Genomic DNA, 14,259 nt, shown 5'->3' on the forward strand with positions numbered 1-14,259 from the left:
TCTCTCCGCTCTCTCCGCTCTCTCCGCTCTCTCCGCTACGCCGCCTGCTCCGTCGGCTCCGGCAGCGCGCGCCAGACGAGGGCGGCCATCGCGAGCGTGACGGCGGCCGAGACCAGCGTCGTCGCCCGGTAGCCGGCGTCGGCGTAGAGGGCGCCGGCGGCCGTGGCGCCCAGGCCGGTCCCGATCTGGCCGACCGCGATCGTGAGCGACAGGAACGCCCCGCGCTGGCGGCCGGGCACGAGCGCCGTGAGGAGCGCCTGGAGCGGGGCGGCCCGCATCGCGAACAGGCCCATGATGGCCACGTACACCGGGTACGCCGTCCACCGCTCGGCGACGACGAACGTGAGCGCCGCCGTCACGACGGCGAGCCCGAGGCACGAGGCGAGGATGAGCGGCTTGCGCCCGACCGAGTCCGAGAGCGTCCCCGCCCGCGGCCCGATCGCCACGCTCGCCGCCCCGCCCACGAGGAACAGCGTGGCGATAAAGTCGAGCGGGAGCCCGAAGACCGCGAGCGGGCGCCCGAAGACGGCCACGTCGAGCGGGAACCGGGTCGTCAGCCACTGGGGGAGGTAGACGATGAGGAGGCCCAGCCCGAGGTACATCAGGAAGTAGGTGGCGACCGCGACCGCCGTGTCGCGCCGGGCCAGGAGCGCCCGGTACTGGCGGAGCGCGCCGGCGACCGTCGGCCGCTCGTCCGAGAGGCGGACGTCGGGCTGCGGCACGACCGTCAGGATGAGGACGAACGCGATCACCATGACGCCGGCGAACGCCACGAACGGCGTCCTGAACCCGACGCCGACCGCGAGCGCCCGCCCGATGGGGATGCCGAGCACGAGCCCGAACGGGACCCCGCTCATGACCCACCCCGTCGCCCAGCCCCGCCGCTCGTACGGGAAGTAGTCGCCGCAGTAGCTGACGGCCGCGCCCGAAAGCATCCCGCCCCCCGCGCCGGCCAGCACGCGGACGGTCAGGAGCGACCCGAACGTGTCGGCCAGGCCGTGGAGCGCGAGCGCGGCTGCCAGCGCCCCCGACCCGATGAGGAGCACGCGGCGGCGCCCCACGCGGTCCGAGATCGGCCCCATGACGAGCGCCGCCGCCGCGAGCACCCACGAGTACGCCGACACGAGCAGCCCGAGCTTCCCCACACCTACGCCCAGCGCCTCGCCGATGATGGGCAAGATGGGCGTGACGACGATCGTCTGGCTCGCCGCCGTGAACACGAGGAGCCAGAGGGCGAACAGGATGCCGGCGGTGCGGGCGGAGGAGGGGGCCAGTGGGGTCAGTCGGTGTCGGGGGGAGCAGGACGAGCTTGGGCGGGGCGGGGTTCGCGTGGGCCGCCCCGCCCCACGCGGCCGTCGGCGCGCGCCATCCGGGAGGCACAATGATCGGGGGCGAGCCGAGTCTTTTCCGTCCCGTATCCTCGCCGTCATGACCCGCGCCGCTCTCCTCCTGCTCGCCCTCCTCCCGGCCGTCGCCGCGTGCGGCGCCGACCGCCCCGCCCCGCCCGCCGTGGTCGCCACGGGCGGGGCGGTGGAGGCCACAGAGGCCCCGGGCGGGGCGGCGCCCGCCGTCGTCCCCGCCGGCCTGGACGTGCCCGCCGAGATGGCCTACGTCCCGGGCGGGGCGGTGACCGTCGGCGTGCTCCCGGGCGAGGGAGGGATGCCCCACGAGCGCCCCGCCTTCCGCGCCGATGTCGCCCCGTTCCTCCTCGACCGCTCGCCCGTCACCGTCGCCCGCTTCCGCGCCTTCGCCGAGGCGACGGGCCGCGAGACGGAGGCCGAGCGGTTCGGCGACGGCCTCGTGATGGACCAGCAGACGGGGCAGTGGGCGCTCGTGCCCGGCGCCTCGTGGCGCCGCCCGCGCGGGGGCGCCGCGCCCGCCCCGCCCGACGACCACCCGGTCACGCAGGTGTCGTGGGCCGACGCCGACGCCTTCTGCCGCTGGGACGGCGCCGACGCCGGCGCCCCCAAGCGGCTCCCGACCGAGGTCGAGTGGGAGCACGCCGCGCGCGGGGCCGCCGACGGCCGGAGCCCCTACGCCTGGGGCGACGCGCTCGGGGCCGGCGACCCGGCGCGGGGCGGGGCGGCCCGCGCCAACACCTGGACCGGCACGTTCCCCGGCGGCGACGACGGGGCCGACGGCTACCGCGACGGGACGAGCCCGGTCGGCGCGTTCGGCGCCACCCCGCTCGGGCTCACCGACCTGGGCGGGAACGTGTGGGAGTGGACGGCCTCGTGGTACCGGCCGTACCCGCTCGGCGCCGACGGCGGGGCCGGCCCCGGCGCGCCGGCCGGGCCGAGCGGCGAGCCGGAGCGGGCGCAGCGCGGCGGCTCGTTCCTGTGCCACCCGTCGTACTGCCACGGCTTCCGCGTGAGCGCGCGGAGCCACTCGACGCCCGAATCGTCGTTCGCCCACGTCGGCTTCCGCTGCGCGCGCGACGCGGGCGGGGCGTAAAGGGCAGAGGGCGGGGCGGCCTCCGATCTCCACCCCGCCCCACCGGAGCGCGGGCGGGGCGGGTGTGAGAGACTGTTTGGTGGAGGGTCTCCCTCCCCCACCGGGGGAGGGCCGGGGAGGGGGACGGACATCGAAACGGCCGTTGGGGGCAGGGCGGCCGCCCTGGGTCCCCTGGCTGCGCCGACCTCACGGTTGGCTGCGCCGGCCTTTCGGCTCCCGGCCTCGCAGGCTGGGGGAGGACTCGGAGCCGACTACGACCAGTCTCTGAGGCGAAGCCACGGCTCGCTTTAGCACAGGCTCGCCCCGGCGGACGGTTCCGTCGGGGTCCCGGCGGGTCCAGATGGACTTACCCTTGCGGGATCCCTCACCCGCCCCGCCCGACCGCTGGAATGGACTTCGCCACAATCGATTACGTCGTCTTCGGCGCCTACGCCGCCCTCATCATCGGCGTCGGCCTCTGGGTCTCGCGCGAGAAGGAGGGGCGCACGAAGGACTCGGCCGACTACTTCCTCGCCGGCAAGTCGCTCCCGTGGTGGGCGATCGGCGCCTCGCTGATCGCGTCGAACATCTCGGCCGAGCAGTTTATCGGCATGTCGGGGTCCGGCTTCCGGCTCGGCCTCGCGATCGCGTCCTACGAGTGGATGGCGGCCATCACGCTCCTCGTGATCGCGTGGTTCTTCCTCCCGATCTACCTCGAAAAAGGCATCTTCACGATGCCCCAGTTCCTCGAAGAACGCTACGACGGCCGCGTGCGGACGCTGCTCGCCGTGTTCTGGCTGCTCGTCTACGTCTTCGTCAACCTCACGGCCGTGCTCTACCTGGGCGCGCTCGCGATGGAGGGGATCATGGGCGTCCCGCTGTTCTGGGGGATCGCCGGGCTCGCGATCTTCGCGACCGTCTACTCGATCTACGGCGGGCTGGAGGCGGTCGCCTGGACCGACGTCGTGCAGGTCGTCGTGCTCTTGGGAGGCGGCCTGCTTACGACGGTCCTGGCCCTCGACGCCTACGCCGACGGGGGCGGGGCGGCGGCCGGGCTCTCGAAGCTCGTCAGCGACCTCCCCAGCCGGTTCGACATGATCCTCGGGCCGGGCGAGCTCCTCTACCAGGACGACGCCGGGGTCACGCAGGACGCCTACCAACTCCTGCCCGGGCTGGGCGTGCTCTTGGGCGGCATGTGGGTGGCCAACCTGTTCTACTGGGGCTGCAACCAGTACATCATCCAGCGGGCGCTGGCGGCGAAGTCGCTGAAGGAGGCCCAGCGCGGGCTGGCGTTCGCGGCCGGCCTCAAGCTCGTGCTCCCGCTCGTCGTCGTGATCCCGGGCATCGTGGCGTTCGGGCTCGACGCGCCCATCGACAAGGCGGACCAGGCGTACCCGTGGCTCCTGGGCACCTACATCGGGCCGGGCCTGAAGGGGCTCGCGTTCGCGGCCCTCGCCGCGGCGATTGTGTCGTCGTTGGCGTCGATGATGAACTCGACGGCTACGATCTTCACGATCGACCTCTACAAGTCGCGGAACCCCGGGGCGTCGGAAACGCGGCTCGTGACGATCGGCCGGCTCGTGAGCCTCGTCGCGATCACGATCGCGGCGCTCGTGGCGTACCCGCTCCTGGGCGCCATCGACCAGGCGTTCCAGTACATCCAGGAGTACACCGGTTTTATCAGCCCAGGCGTGCTCGCCGTCTTCGTGATGGGCCTGTTCTGGCGCAAGGCGACGGCCAACGCCGCGCTCGTGACGGCGGTCCTCTCGATCCCGCTCTCGGCGCTCGCCAAGGTGCTGCTCCCGTCGATCCCGTTCCTGAACCGGATGGGCTACGTGTTCCTGGTCTCCGTCGCGCTCATCGTGGTCATCTCGCTCCTTGAGGCGAAGGGCAAGGACAGCCCGAAGGCAATCCGCATCGCGGGCGTGAAGCTGGCGAGCGATCCGGTGTTCCTGACCGCCACGTTCGGCATCCTCGGCGTGACGGCGGCGCTCTACGCCGTGTTCTGGTAGGATCGCCCTGCTCGCGGAAGCCGCCCCGCCCGATCCTGTGCGCATGGTCGGCGCGGTCGAGGCCGTCGCCGGAGCCCCGCCCCCCGCTGCGACGGCTGGGGCGGGGCGGCGGACCTGGAGGTGACGCGGGCCGTGAACCCGCCCGGGCAGCCCACCACCCCGCCCGGAGACTGCGCGGGCGGGGCGGCGGGCTCGCAGGAAAGCCAGGCCGAAACGGCCTCGGCAGCCGCTTAGCGGTCGAGGACGCCCGCGAACTCGTCGATCCCCGCGCCCTCGGGGTACGGGTCCTTCGGGTCCGGCCCGTACGCGTTGGGGCCGGCGTCGCCCTCGATGACCATGAAGTAGAGGAGGATGAACCCGCCGATAAAGGGGACGAGCGACACGAGGTACCACCACCCGCTCCGGTCCGTGTCGTGGAGCCGGCGCACGGCGACAGCGAGGGACGGAAGGAGGAGGCCGAGCGCCAGCGCGATGTAGAGGAGGCCTGCAACGATCGCCAGACTCTCCGAAATGGAGATCAGGATGACGGCGACGACGACGACCGCGATCGCGACAAGTACGGAGAACAGGTAGAACATCCAGTACTCCTTGCGCCGCGCGCGGCCCTCGAAATCGGCGTAGTGGTTTTTGACGATGTCGACGAAGTATTCCTGGAAGGCGTCCATAGGGGCGAGGTGGGTGGAGAGGCTCCAAAGAACGGAGCCCTAACCCCTTGTGCAACTGGAGAGCCTTTGCCGCGCCCGTCCGTCGCGGGGAGCCGCCGGCCCGCCCGCCGGTACCTTCCGGCTCCGCCCCGCCCCCGCCCTCTGGGTCCGCCCGCATGACGCCGCAGCCGCTCCCCGCCGACCCCGAGGTCACCGACGCCCTCGCCCGCGAGCACGGGCTGACCGACGACGAGTACGCGCGCGTCCAGGAGGTCCTGGGCCGCGTGCCGACCTACACCGAACTCGGCGTGTACTCGGTCATGTGGTCCGAGCACTGCTCGTACAAGAACTCGATCGCGCTCCTCAAGACGCTCCCCCGCGACGGCGAGCGGCTCCTGGCCGCGGCCGGCGACGAGAACGCCGGGCTCGTCGACATCGGGGGCGGGCTCGCGTGCGCGTTCAAGATCGAGAGCCACAACCACCCGAGCGCCGTCGAGCCGTACCAGGGCGCGGCGACGGGCGTGGGCGGCATCCAGCGCGACATCTTTACGATGGGCGCCCGGCCCATCGCCAGCCTCAACTCGCTCCGGTTCGGGTCGCTCGACAGCCCGCGCGTGCGGTTCCTGTTCGACGGCGTCGTCCGCGGCATCGGCGGCTACGGCAACTCGTTCGGCGTGCCGACGGTGGGCGGGGAGGTCGTGTTCGACGCCTCTTACGAGGGCAACCCGCTCGTGAACGCCATGTCGGTCGGCGTGGTCAAGGCCGGCGAGACCGTGAGCGCGACGGCCGAGGGCGTGGGCAACCCGGTCTACATCGTGGGCTCGGCGACCGGCCGCGACGGCATCCACGGGGCCACGTTCGCGTCCGAGGAGATTTCGGAGGACTCCGACGCGAAGCGGCCCAACGTCCAGGTGGGCGACCCGTTCACCGAAAAGCTGCTGCTCGAAGCCAGCCTGGAGGCCATCGCGACGGGCGCCGTCGTAGGGATGCAGGACATGGGCGCGGCCGGCATCACGTGCTCGTCGTCGGAGATGAGCGAGAAGGGCGGGGTGGGGATGGACCTCCAGCTCGACCGGACGCCCCAGCGCGAGGCCGGCATGACGCCGTACGAGCTGCTGCTGTCCGAGAGCCAGGAGCGGATGCTGGTCGTGGTCGAGCGGGGCCGCGAGGCCGAGATCGAGGCCGTCTTCGACAAGTGGGACCTCCACGCCGTCCAGATCGGCGAGGTCACGGACACGGAGCGCGTCCGCGTCTTTTGGCACGGCGACTTGGTCGTCGACGTGCCGGCCGAGTCGCTGGTGCTGGGTGGCGGCGCGCCGGTCTACCATCGCGAGACGCAGCGGCCGGGCTATCTCGACGCCACGCGTGCGTGGGACGCCACGGACCTGGCCGACCTCCTGCCCACGTCGGCGGAGACCGGCGCTGGGACGGCCGGCGGCGCCCTCGTCGCGCTCATGGGCGCGCCCAACGTGGCCTCCAAGCGGTGGGTGTTCCAGCAGTACGACCACGAGGTGCGGACGAACACCGTCGCCGGCCCCGGCCCCACCGACGCCGCCGTCGTCCGCCTCAAAGGCACCACCCCGCCCGCCGCAGACGGCCCGGGCGGGGCGGGCAGCCCGGGCGGGGCGGAGCGCGGGCTGGCCATGACGACCGACTGCAACGGCCGCTACGTCTACCTCAACCCGCGGCGCGGCGCCCGGATCGCCGTCGCCGAGGCGGCGCGGAACGTGGTCTGCGCCGGCGGCGAGCCGCTCGCCGTCACGAACTGCCTCAACTTCGGTAACCCGTACAAGCCCGAGGTCTACTGGCAGTTTACCGAGGCCGTCGGCGGGCTGGGCGACGCGTGCCGCGCGCTGGGAACGCCCGTCACCGGCGGCAACGTCAGCTTCTACAACGAGAGCCCGGACGAGCGCGGCGGCACGCGCGCCGTCTTCCCCACGCCCACGATCGGGATGGTGGGGCTCGTCGACGACGTGGCCGCGCACACGACGACGGCCGCGTGGGCGGCGCCCGGCGACCGGCTCCTCCTGGTCTCGCCCGCCGCGTGGTGGCACACGGGCGGGGTGGAGGCGAGCGAGTACCTCGCCCACGTCCACGGGACCACGGCCGGCGACGCGCCGCACCTGGACCTGGACGAAGAGAAGGCGGTCCAGGCGGCGGTGCTGGCCGCGATCCGCGCCGGCCTCGTGCGGAGCGCCCACGACGTCGCCGACGGCGGCCTCGCCGTGTCGCTCGCCGAGAGCGCCGTGTTTTCCGGCCTGGGCGCCGAGGTGGCCCTCCCCGCCCTCGACGCGCGCCTCGACGCCGTCCTGTTCGGCGAGGCCCAGAGCCGCGTCGTCCTCTCGGTCGCGCCCGACGACGCCCAATCCGTGCGCGCGCTCTGCGCCGAGCACGGCGCCCAGGCGACGCCGATCGGGACGGTCACGGACGGCCCGCTCCAGGTCACCGTCGGTGCCGAGCCCGCCCTCTCGGTGCCGGTCGCCGACCTCGCGCGGCCCTACGAGACGGCGATCCCCGACGCGATGGCCGCCCCGGAAGCCAGGGGCGGCCCGGCGGTCTAGCCGCCCCGCCCGCGCCGCTGGGGCGGGGTGGCTCCCGGGCGGGGCGGCCGCTACGCCGCGCGCAGGACCGGGGCCGGAGCGTGCTCGTTAGCCGCCCCGCCCCGCCCGGCGGCAGGCGTTTCCGCGAGTGGGGCGGTGGGCGGGGCGGCGGCGCCGCGGGGGAGCGTGACGGTAAAGGTGGTCCCCACGCCGGGCGCGCTCTCGGTCGCGATCGTGCCGCCCATCAGGTCGACGAGCCGCTGGGTGATGGCGAGGCCCAGCCCGGACCCCTCGTGGCTCCGCGCGTCGCCCTCGGACTGCTGGCGGAACTCGTCGAACAGGCTGGGCAGGAAGTCCTTTGAGATGCCGATGCCCGTGTCGGCCACGCGGAGGACGACGGCGGCATCGTCGGGGCAGACGCCGACCTCGACCGTCACCCCGCCCCGCTCGGTAAACTTGACTGCGTTCCCGACGAGGTTGGTCAGGATGCGGTCGAGGGCGCCGGCGTCGAGCGTGGCCGGGACCGGGCCGTCCGGGGCCACGACGTCGAGGCGGAGGCCGCGGGCCTCGGCCGCCGGGCGGAGCAGCGTCGCGCTCCCCTCGACGTGGCCGACGACGTCGAGCGGGACCGGCCGGAGCGCCTCGGTGTGGGCGTCGAGCCGGGCCAGGTCCAGGACCGAGTTGAGCGTGGCCAGCAGCCGCCGGCCGCCGGTCTCGATGGCCTCGACGAGCCCGCGGGCGTCGCGGTCCACCTCGTCCATGAGGAGGTCGGCGAACCCGATGACGGCCGTCAGCGGCGTGCGGATCTCGTGGCTCATGTTGGCCAGGAAGGCGCTCTTCACGCGGGCCGTCTCCTCGGCCGCCTCTCGGGCCTCGACCAAGCCGCGCTCGTAGTCCCGCCGCGCCCCGACGTCGCGGCCGAGCGAGAGCACGCGCTGGGTGCCGCCGACATCGATCACCTGAGACTCGAACTCGAGCAGCCGCTCGGACCCGTCGGGCAGGACCACGCGGAGGTCGGTCCGGGCGTTGCCGACGGCCTGGAGGCGGCGCATGTGGTCGCGCGCGAGCGGCCGGTCCGCCTCGGCCACGGAGCCGATCAGGGGCGGGGCGGCCTCGCCCTCGGCGACGCCCATGATCGCGCGGGCGGCCCGGTTGAGCTCGGCGTCTTCGCCGTCGAGGCCGTGGACAAACACGGCGTCCGAGGCCCGGTCGACGAGCGTGTGGTAGCGAGCCTCCGACGCCCGGAGCGCCTCGACGCGGCGGCGGACCTGGGCGCGGAGGGCGACCGACGCCCCGAACGCGAGCAGGAACAGGACGCCGGCGCCTAGCGCCCCCCAGCGGTACGCCGAGGCCGAGATGCCGGCCCGCTCGACGTCGGCCGGGCTGCGTGGGTAGATCTGGTACGACTCGTCGTAAGGGGCTAAGCGGTCGTACTGGCCCGCCACGCCGACCGCGCGGACCCGGTCGCCGGCGCCCAAGCCCTCGAACGACACGGGCCTCGGCTGCCCCTCGAACGCGAACACGACCACGAGCGAGAGGTCGTCGAGCGAGACGAGGAGCGCGCGGCCGGCGCCCACGTCGTTCTGCCCCACGACCGTCCCCTCGACCTCGACGAGCCGGCCTTCCAGCCCTTCGGCGTCGGCCGCGTCGTAGGGCAGCGGCGCGGGCGCACGGGACCGCCCCGCCCCCCGCTCGAGCGCGCGGGGCTCGATCATGGCGACGCCGTTGCGGAACCCGAGCGTCCCCGTGACCACGACGGGCTCGCCGGCGCGGACGCGGCGCCCGTCGGCGAGCACGCCGCCGCCGACGGCGACGCCGCCCCGCCCGTCCTGCACGTAGAGGTCGGCCGGCGACGACCCGAACGCGCCCTGGTCCGCCGAGGCCCACCCCGCCACGGTCACCGTCTGCCCCACGCGGTCGGGCACGCGGTCGCCGTCGGCGTCGTGGAGGACGTCGGCGATGGGCTCGGGCCGCTGCGCCGCGGCGGGCGGGGCGGCGGCGACGAGCGCGAGGGCCAGCCAGGTGCGCGTGCGCATGTCTTTAGGAGAGGGCGGGGTCGTTCTCGGCCCGTTCGACGGTCGGGGGGCGGGGCGGGGCGCTGTCGCTGTCGGGGGCCGCCGCCCCGCCCGCGTCGGAAAACGGAGCGGCGGGCGCGGCCGAGGGAGCCGGGGGCGGGGCGGCCGGATCGGGGGCGCGCTCGGGGAGGACCACCTCGAACAGGGTCCCCTCGTCCTTCCGGCTCCACACGCGGATCTCCCCGCCCATGACGTCGACGAGCCGCTTGGTGATGGCCAGGCCCAGCCCGGTCCCCTCGTGGCTCCGCGTGTGGCCGTCGGACTCCTGCTTGAACGCCTCGTAGAGGTCGGGGAGGAACGCGTCGGAGATGCCGACGCCCGTGTCGCGCACGCGGACGACGACGTAGCCCTCGGCGGCGTGGAGCGAGACGCGGACCTCGCCGTGGTCGGTGAACTTGACCGCGTTCCCGACGAGGTTCGTCACGATCCGTTCGAGGGCCGTCCGCGAGTGGTGGGCGGGGAGGGCGCGGACGTCGGACTGGACGTGGAGCCCGAGCCCCTTCCGCTGGGCGAGCGGGGCGAGGAGCCGGACGGCCCCCTCGACCACGGGCACCACGTCGACGGCCTCGGGCGCGACCGGCGCGCGCTCGGCGTCGAGCCGCGCGAGGTCGAGCACGTCGTTGAGCGTGTTGAGCAGGCGCTCACCCCCGGCGTGGACCGTGTCGGCGTACTCCCAGAGGTCCTCGGGGACCTCGTCGCGCAGGATGTCGGCGAACCCGATGATGGCCGTCAGCGGCGTGCGGATCTCGTGGCTCATGTTGGCCAGGATCGACGCCCGGAGCTGGGCCGTCTTCTCGGCCTGCTCGCGGGCCTCCTCGGCGGCCTGGATCGCCCGGAGCAGCCCGTGCTCGTAGGCCCGGCGCTCCTCGACGTCGCGGGCCACGGACACGAACGCCGAACCGTCGCGGAGCCGGCGCGTGGCGATCTCGAACGGGACGGCCGCCCCGCCCGGCCCGCGGAGTTCGAGCACGCCCGAGACCGACCCGTTCTTGTCGGCGTCGGCGAGGTGGAACCGGGCCTCCTGCTCGTCGAGGGCGAGGTCGGCGAGCCGGACCTCCCGGCCGTCGGTGCGCGCGCCGTCGGCCGCGAGCCCGAACGCACGCTGGGCGGCCTGGTTGGCCGCCGTGACCTCGCCGCCCCGCCCCGTGTCGAGGACCAGGACGGGGTCGGCCGCGGCCTCGAACAGGTGGCCGTAGCGGGCCTCAGACGCCCGCAGCGCCGCCGTCCGCCGGCGGACCTGGGTGCGCAGGGCGACGGCCCACAAGAGGGCCACGACGAGCAGGCCGCCGACGGCGACGGCCCCCCACGTGTACTCGGCCGGCGAGAGCCCCCGCCGCTGGACGTCCGACGCCGCGAGCGGGTAGACCCGGTAGGCGCCGCGGCCGTCCGCCGCCGGCCCGTCCTGGACGAGAACGCCGCGGACGCGGACGTAGTCGCCGGCGTCGACGCCGGCGAACCCAGCCAGCTCCGTCCGGTGGTCGGGGACGACGGCCGAGACGAGGTCGACGCCGGACAGCACCACGAGCCGGTGGGCGCCGTCCGCCTGGTCGATCTGGACCGCCCGGCCCTCCAACTCGACCACCTCGCCCTCGCGGGCCTCGAAGTCCAGCCGCCGCCCGCCCCGGGCCAGCTCCCGCACGGGGACCGGGCGGGGCGGGGCGGCCGCCCGCGCCGGCGGGCCGACGGTCTCGACGCGGGCGTCGGCCAGCTCGGTCGTCCCGTGCCGGACCTGGAGCCGGCCGACGGCGCGGACGCTGTCGCCCGTGGCGACGGGCGCGCTGCCGGGCGCGAGCGCGAGGCGGAGGCCGCCCGTCGCGTCCTGCACGAACACCTCGTCCGGCGCGACGAGCCCCGAGCCCGCCGTGACCCGCCCCGCCACGGCGACGGTCGCGCCCGCCCGCTCGCCCTCGGCGCCCGCGCGGACGGCGCGAACGGACTCGACCGCCGGCGCCCCCGCCCCGCCCGCCTGTGCCCACGCCGAGAGCGGCGCCGCGCTCGCGAGGAGGAGCGCGACGGTCCATAAGGGGCGTCGGGGGCGCGTAGGCACAGGGGGCGGGGTGGGACGCCCCCGGTATCGTCGGGCCGGTGTCGGACCTAAGGCGCGGCGGGCCGCCGCGGTAAGAGCGGCGGGCGGGGCGGCGTCTGGAGAGCGTGCGCCGCCGGCCGGAAGAACCCGAACCCGCCCCGCCCGTACTATTCCGACCCCTTACCATCTCCACGTTTCCATGTCCGCCTACGTCACCGGCACCGACGACAACTTCGAGTCCGAAGTCCTCCACAGCGACCAGCCCGTCCTCGTCGACTTCTGGGCCACGTGGTGCGGCCCGTGCCGCACGATCGCCCCGACGATCGAAGAGATCGCCGCCGACTACGACGGGAAGGCCAAGGTGGTCAAGCTCGACGTCGACAGCAACCCGCAGACGGCGATGAAGTACGGGATCCGCTCGATCCCCTCGCTCCTGTTCTTCAAGGGCGGCAAGCCCGTCGACCAGATGGTCGGCGTGGTCCCGAAGAAGGTGCTCGCCGAGAAGCTCGACGCCCTCGCCGGCCAAGCGGCCTAGCCCGCCCCGCCCGCGCCGGGGGCGCCTCCTCACGCGGGGGGGCGCCCCCGACTTGTATCCGCTCGCACTCCGAAACCGATGCCCACGCCCCCCACCCCGCTCCCCGACGGCCTCGACTGGGGCGCCGCCGAGCGCCGACCGATCGTCATCGTCGGCACCGGCCCCGCCGGGTTCACGGCCGCCCTCTACGCCGCCCGCGCCGGGCTCGCGCCGCTCGTCGTCCAGGGGTCCGAGCCCGGCGGCCAGCTCACGACCACGACCGACGTCGAGAACTTCCCCGGCTACCCCGACGGCGTGATGGGGCCGGACATGATGGCCGACCTCGAAAAGCAGGCCGTCCGGTTCGGCGCCGAGCTCCGGTGGGGGACCGTCACGCACGTCGACTTCTCGGGCAGCCCGCACCGGCTCGTCGTCGACGAGACGACGCCCATCCTGGCCGACGCCGTCGTGGTCTCGACCGGGGCGAGCGCGAAGTACCTCGGGCTGGAGAACGAGCGCCGCCTGCTCGGGCGGGGCGTCTCGGCGTGCGCGACGTGCGACGGCGCGTTCTTCCGCGGCGAGGAGATCGCGATCGTCGGCGGCGGCGACACGGCGATGGAGGAGGCCCTCTTCCTCACGCGCTTCGCGTCGACGGTCCACCTGATCCACCGGCGCGACAGCTTCCGCGCGAGCCAGATCATGCAGGACCGGGTGCTGAACCACGACAGCGTCCGCGTCCACTGGAACACGGTCGTCACCGAGGTCCGCGGCGACGACGCCGTGATCGGCCTGACCCTCGAAGACACCGAGACGGGCGAGGCCCGCGAGCTCCCCGTGACCGGGTTCTTCGTCGCCATCGGCCACAAGCCGAACACGGAGATCTTCGCCGGCTGGCTCGACCAGGACGAGGCCGGCTACATCCAGACGCTCCCCGACAGCACGTACACGAACGTCGACGGCGTCTTCGCCTGCGGCGACGCCCAGGACCACGTCTACCGCCAGGCCGTGACGGCGGCCGGGACCGGCTGCATGGCGGCCATCGACGCCGAGCGCTGGCTGGCCGAGCACGACGTCATCGAGGAGACGCGGACGGAGACCGAGTACCACGTGGCGCCGGCCGAGGACTCGGACGACGGCGTCCCGGTCCAGGACAAGCTGGCCGAGGCCCGGTCGTAAGACGCCGGGGGCGGGGTGGGCATGGGCGGACTCCCGCCCGGCGTCCCGCGAGCCGGACCGCCCCGCCCGCTCAGACGCGGCCGCCGTCGCCTGGGCGGGGCGGCTTGGGCGGGGCGGGGGCATCAGGACGTTCCTCGTTGACCGGGCGCCGCCCCGCCCCTACGTTCGGCCCATGTTCTCCGTCGACCACGTCCTCGTCTCCGACGCGCTCCTCGACGCGCCGTTTGCGTGCCACCTCGGCTCGTGCTTCGGCGCGTGCTGCGTCCACGGCGACCGCGGGGCGCCCGTCGAGCCCGACGAGCGGGCCGCGCTCGAAGCCGCGCTCCCGGCCGTCGAAGCGAAGCTCCGGCCCGAGGCGCTCCGCGAGATCGCCCGGAACGGGGTCTGGGAGGGCGACGAGCGCGAGGGCTACGGGACCACCACCGTCGGCGGCCGCGAGTGCGTGTTCGTGACCTACGACGGCGGCGGCGCCCGCCCCATCGCCAAGTGCTCGCTCCAGGAGGCCTTCTGGGCGGGGCGGACCGACTTCGAGAAGCCGGTCTCGTGCCACCTCTACCCCCTCCGCGTCGAGTCCTACGGCGAGGGCGCCGACGCCGTGGACGTGCTGAACTACGAGCGGATCGACCTGTGCCGCCCCGCCGTCCCCCACGGCGAGCGGACGGGCGTCCAGCTCGCCGACTTTCTCGAACGCCCGCTCACGCGGAAGTACGGGGAGGCGTGGTTCGGGCGCTTCCGCGAGGCGCTCCGCCAGCGCCGGCTCGACGTCGGCATTGGCCCGCAGGAGGCCGCCCCGCCCGCCCCCGTAGATTCGGAGGTGGCGCCTTAACCTGGGCGGGCCG

Annotated in this window: 10 protein-coding genes; 6 read left to right on the forward strand and 4 right to left on the reverse strand. The window is 74.4% G+C overall.

Annotation, left to right across the window (positions count from 1 at the left end; genetic code table 11):
* Nucleotides 1-35: 35 nt before the first annotated feature.
* Entirely contained in the window at nucleotides 36-1,220 is a 1,185-nt protein-coding gene (locus RM540_RS06880; RefSeq protein WP_311662816.1) for an MFS transporter, read from the reverse strand.
* A 208-nt stretch (nucleotides 1,221-1,428) separates the two neighbouring features.
* Between RM540_RS06880 and RM540_RS06885 the strand changes: the two genes are divergently transcribed.
* Nucleotides 1,429-2,454, forward strand: a complete 1,026-nt coding sequence (locus RM540_RS06885) for a formylglycine-generating enzyme family protein (RefSeq protein ID WP_311662817.1) — start codon at nucleotides 1,429-1,431, stop codon at nucleotides 2,452-2,454.
* Between the two features lie 389 nt (nucleotides 2,455-2,843).
* On the forward strand, nucleotides 2,844-4,445 hold the full coding sequence (locus RM540_RS06890; protein ID WP_311662818.1) for a sodium:solute symporter family transporter: 1,602 nt from the start codon (nucleotides 2,844-2,846) through the stop codon (nucleotides 4,443-4,445).
* Nucleotides 4,446-4,675: 230 nt separating this feature from the next.
* On the opposite strand, the gene RM540_RS06895 is transcribed toward RM540_RS06890, so the two are convergent.
* A complete protein-coding gene (locus RM540_RS06895; RefSeq protein ID WP_311662819.1) occupies nucleotides 4,676-5,110 on the reverse strand; it encodes a DUF805 domain-containing protein in 435 nt (144 codons plus the stop codon).
* A 155-nt stretch (nucleotides 5,111-5,265) separates the two neighbouring features.
* Between RM540_RS06895 and purL the strand changes: the two genes are divergently transcribed.
* The gene (gene purL, locus RM540_RS06900) at nucleotides 5,266-7,650 is read left to right on the forward strand and encodes a phosphoribosylformylglycinamidine synthase subunit PurL (protein WP_311662820.1); all 2,385 of its coding nucleotides are present in this window, start codon (nucleotides 5,266-5,268) and stop codon (nucleotides 7,648-7,650) included.
* Nucleotides 7,651-7,700: 50 nt separating this feature from the next.
* On the opposite strand, the gene RM540_RS06905 is transcribed toward purL, so the two are convergent.
* Both RM540_RS06905 and RM540_RS06910 read right to left on the reverse strand, forming a co-directional pair.
* Nucleotides 7,701-9,665, reverse strand: coding sequence for a sensor histidine kinase (locus tag RM540_RS06905; protein ID WP_311662821.1), 1,965 nt, complete (start codon nucleotides 9,663-9,665; stop codon nucleotides 7,701-7,703).
* 4 nt (nucleotides 9,666-9,669) lie between these two features.
* Nucleotides 9,670-11,751 carry a PAS domain-containing sensor histidine kinase gene (locus RM540_RS06910; protein WP_311662822.1) on the reverse strand — a complete coding sequence of 694 codons (2,082 nt, stop codon included), beginning with the start codon at nucleotides 11,749-11,751 and terminating at the stop codon, nucleotides 9,670-9,672.
* 178 nt (nucleotides 11,752-11,929) lie between these two features.
* Here RM540_RS06910 and trxA point away from each other — a divergent pair, with 178 nt between their 5' ends.
* The 3 genes from trxA to RM540_RS06925 all read left to right on the forward strand — a co-directional run bounded on the left by trxA (nucleotide 11,930) and on the right by RM540_RS06925 (nucleotide 14,246).
* Nucleotides 11,930-12,265 carry a thioredoxin gene (gene trxA, locus RM540_RS06915; RefSeq protein WP_311662823.1) on the forward strand — a complete coding sequence of 112 codons (336 nt, stop codon included), beginning with the start codon at nucleotides 11,930-11,932 and terminating at the stop codon, nucleotides 12,263-12,265.
* A gap of 78 nt (nucleotides 12,266-12,343) precedes the next feature.
* Nucleotides 12,344-13,420, forward strand: a complete 1,077-nt coding sequence (trxB, locus tag RM540_RS06920; RefSeq protein WP_311662824.1) for a thioredoxin-disulfide reductase — start codon at nucleotides 12,344-12,346, stop codon at nucleotides 13,418-13,420.
* Nucleotides 13,421-13,592: 172 nt separating this feature from the next.
* Nucleotides 13,593-14,246, forward strand: coding sequence for a DUF3109 family protein (locus RM540_RS06925; RefSeq protein ID WP_311662825.1), 654 nt, complete (start codon nucleotides 13,593-13,595; stop codon nucleotides 14,244-14,246).
* Nucleotides 14,247-14,259: the final 13 nt, after the last annotated feature.

Origin of the sequence: Rubrivirga litoralis (assembly GCF_031846415.1) — a bacterium.
In the GTDB taxonomy this organism is placed as follows: domain Bacteria; phylum Bacteroidota; class Rhodothermia; order Rhodothermales; family Rubricoccaceae; genus Rubrivirga; species Rubrivirga litoralis.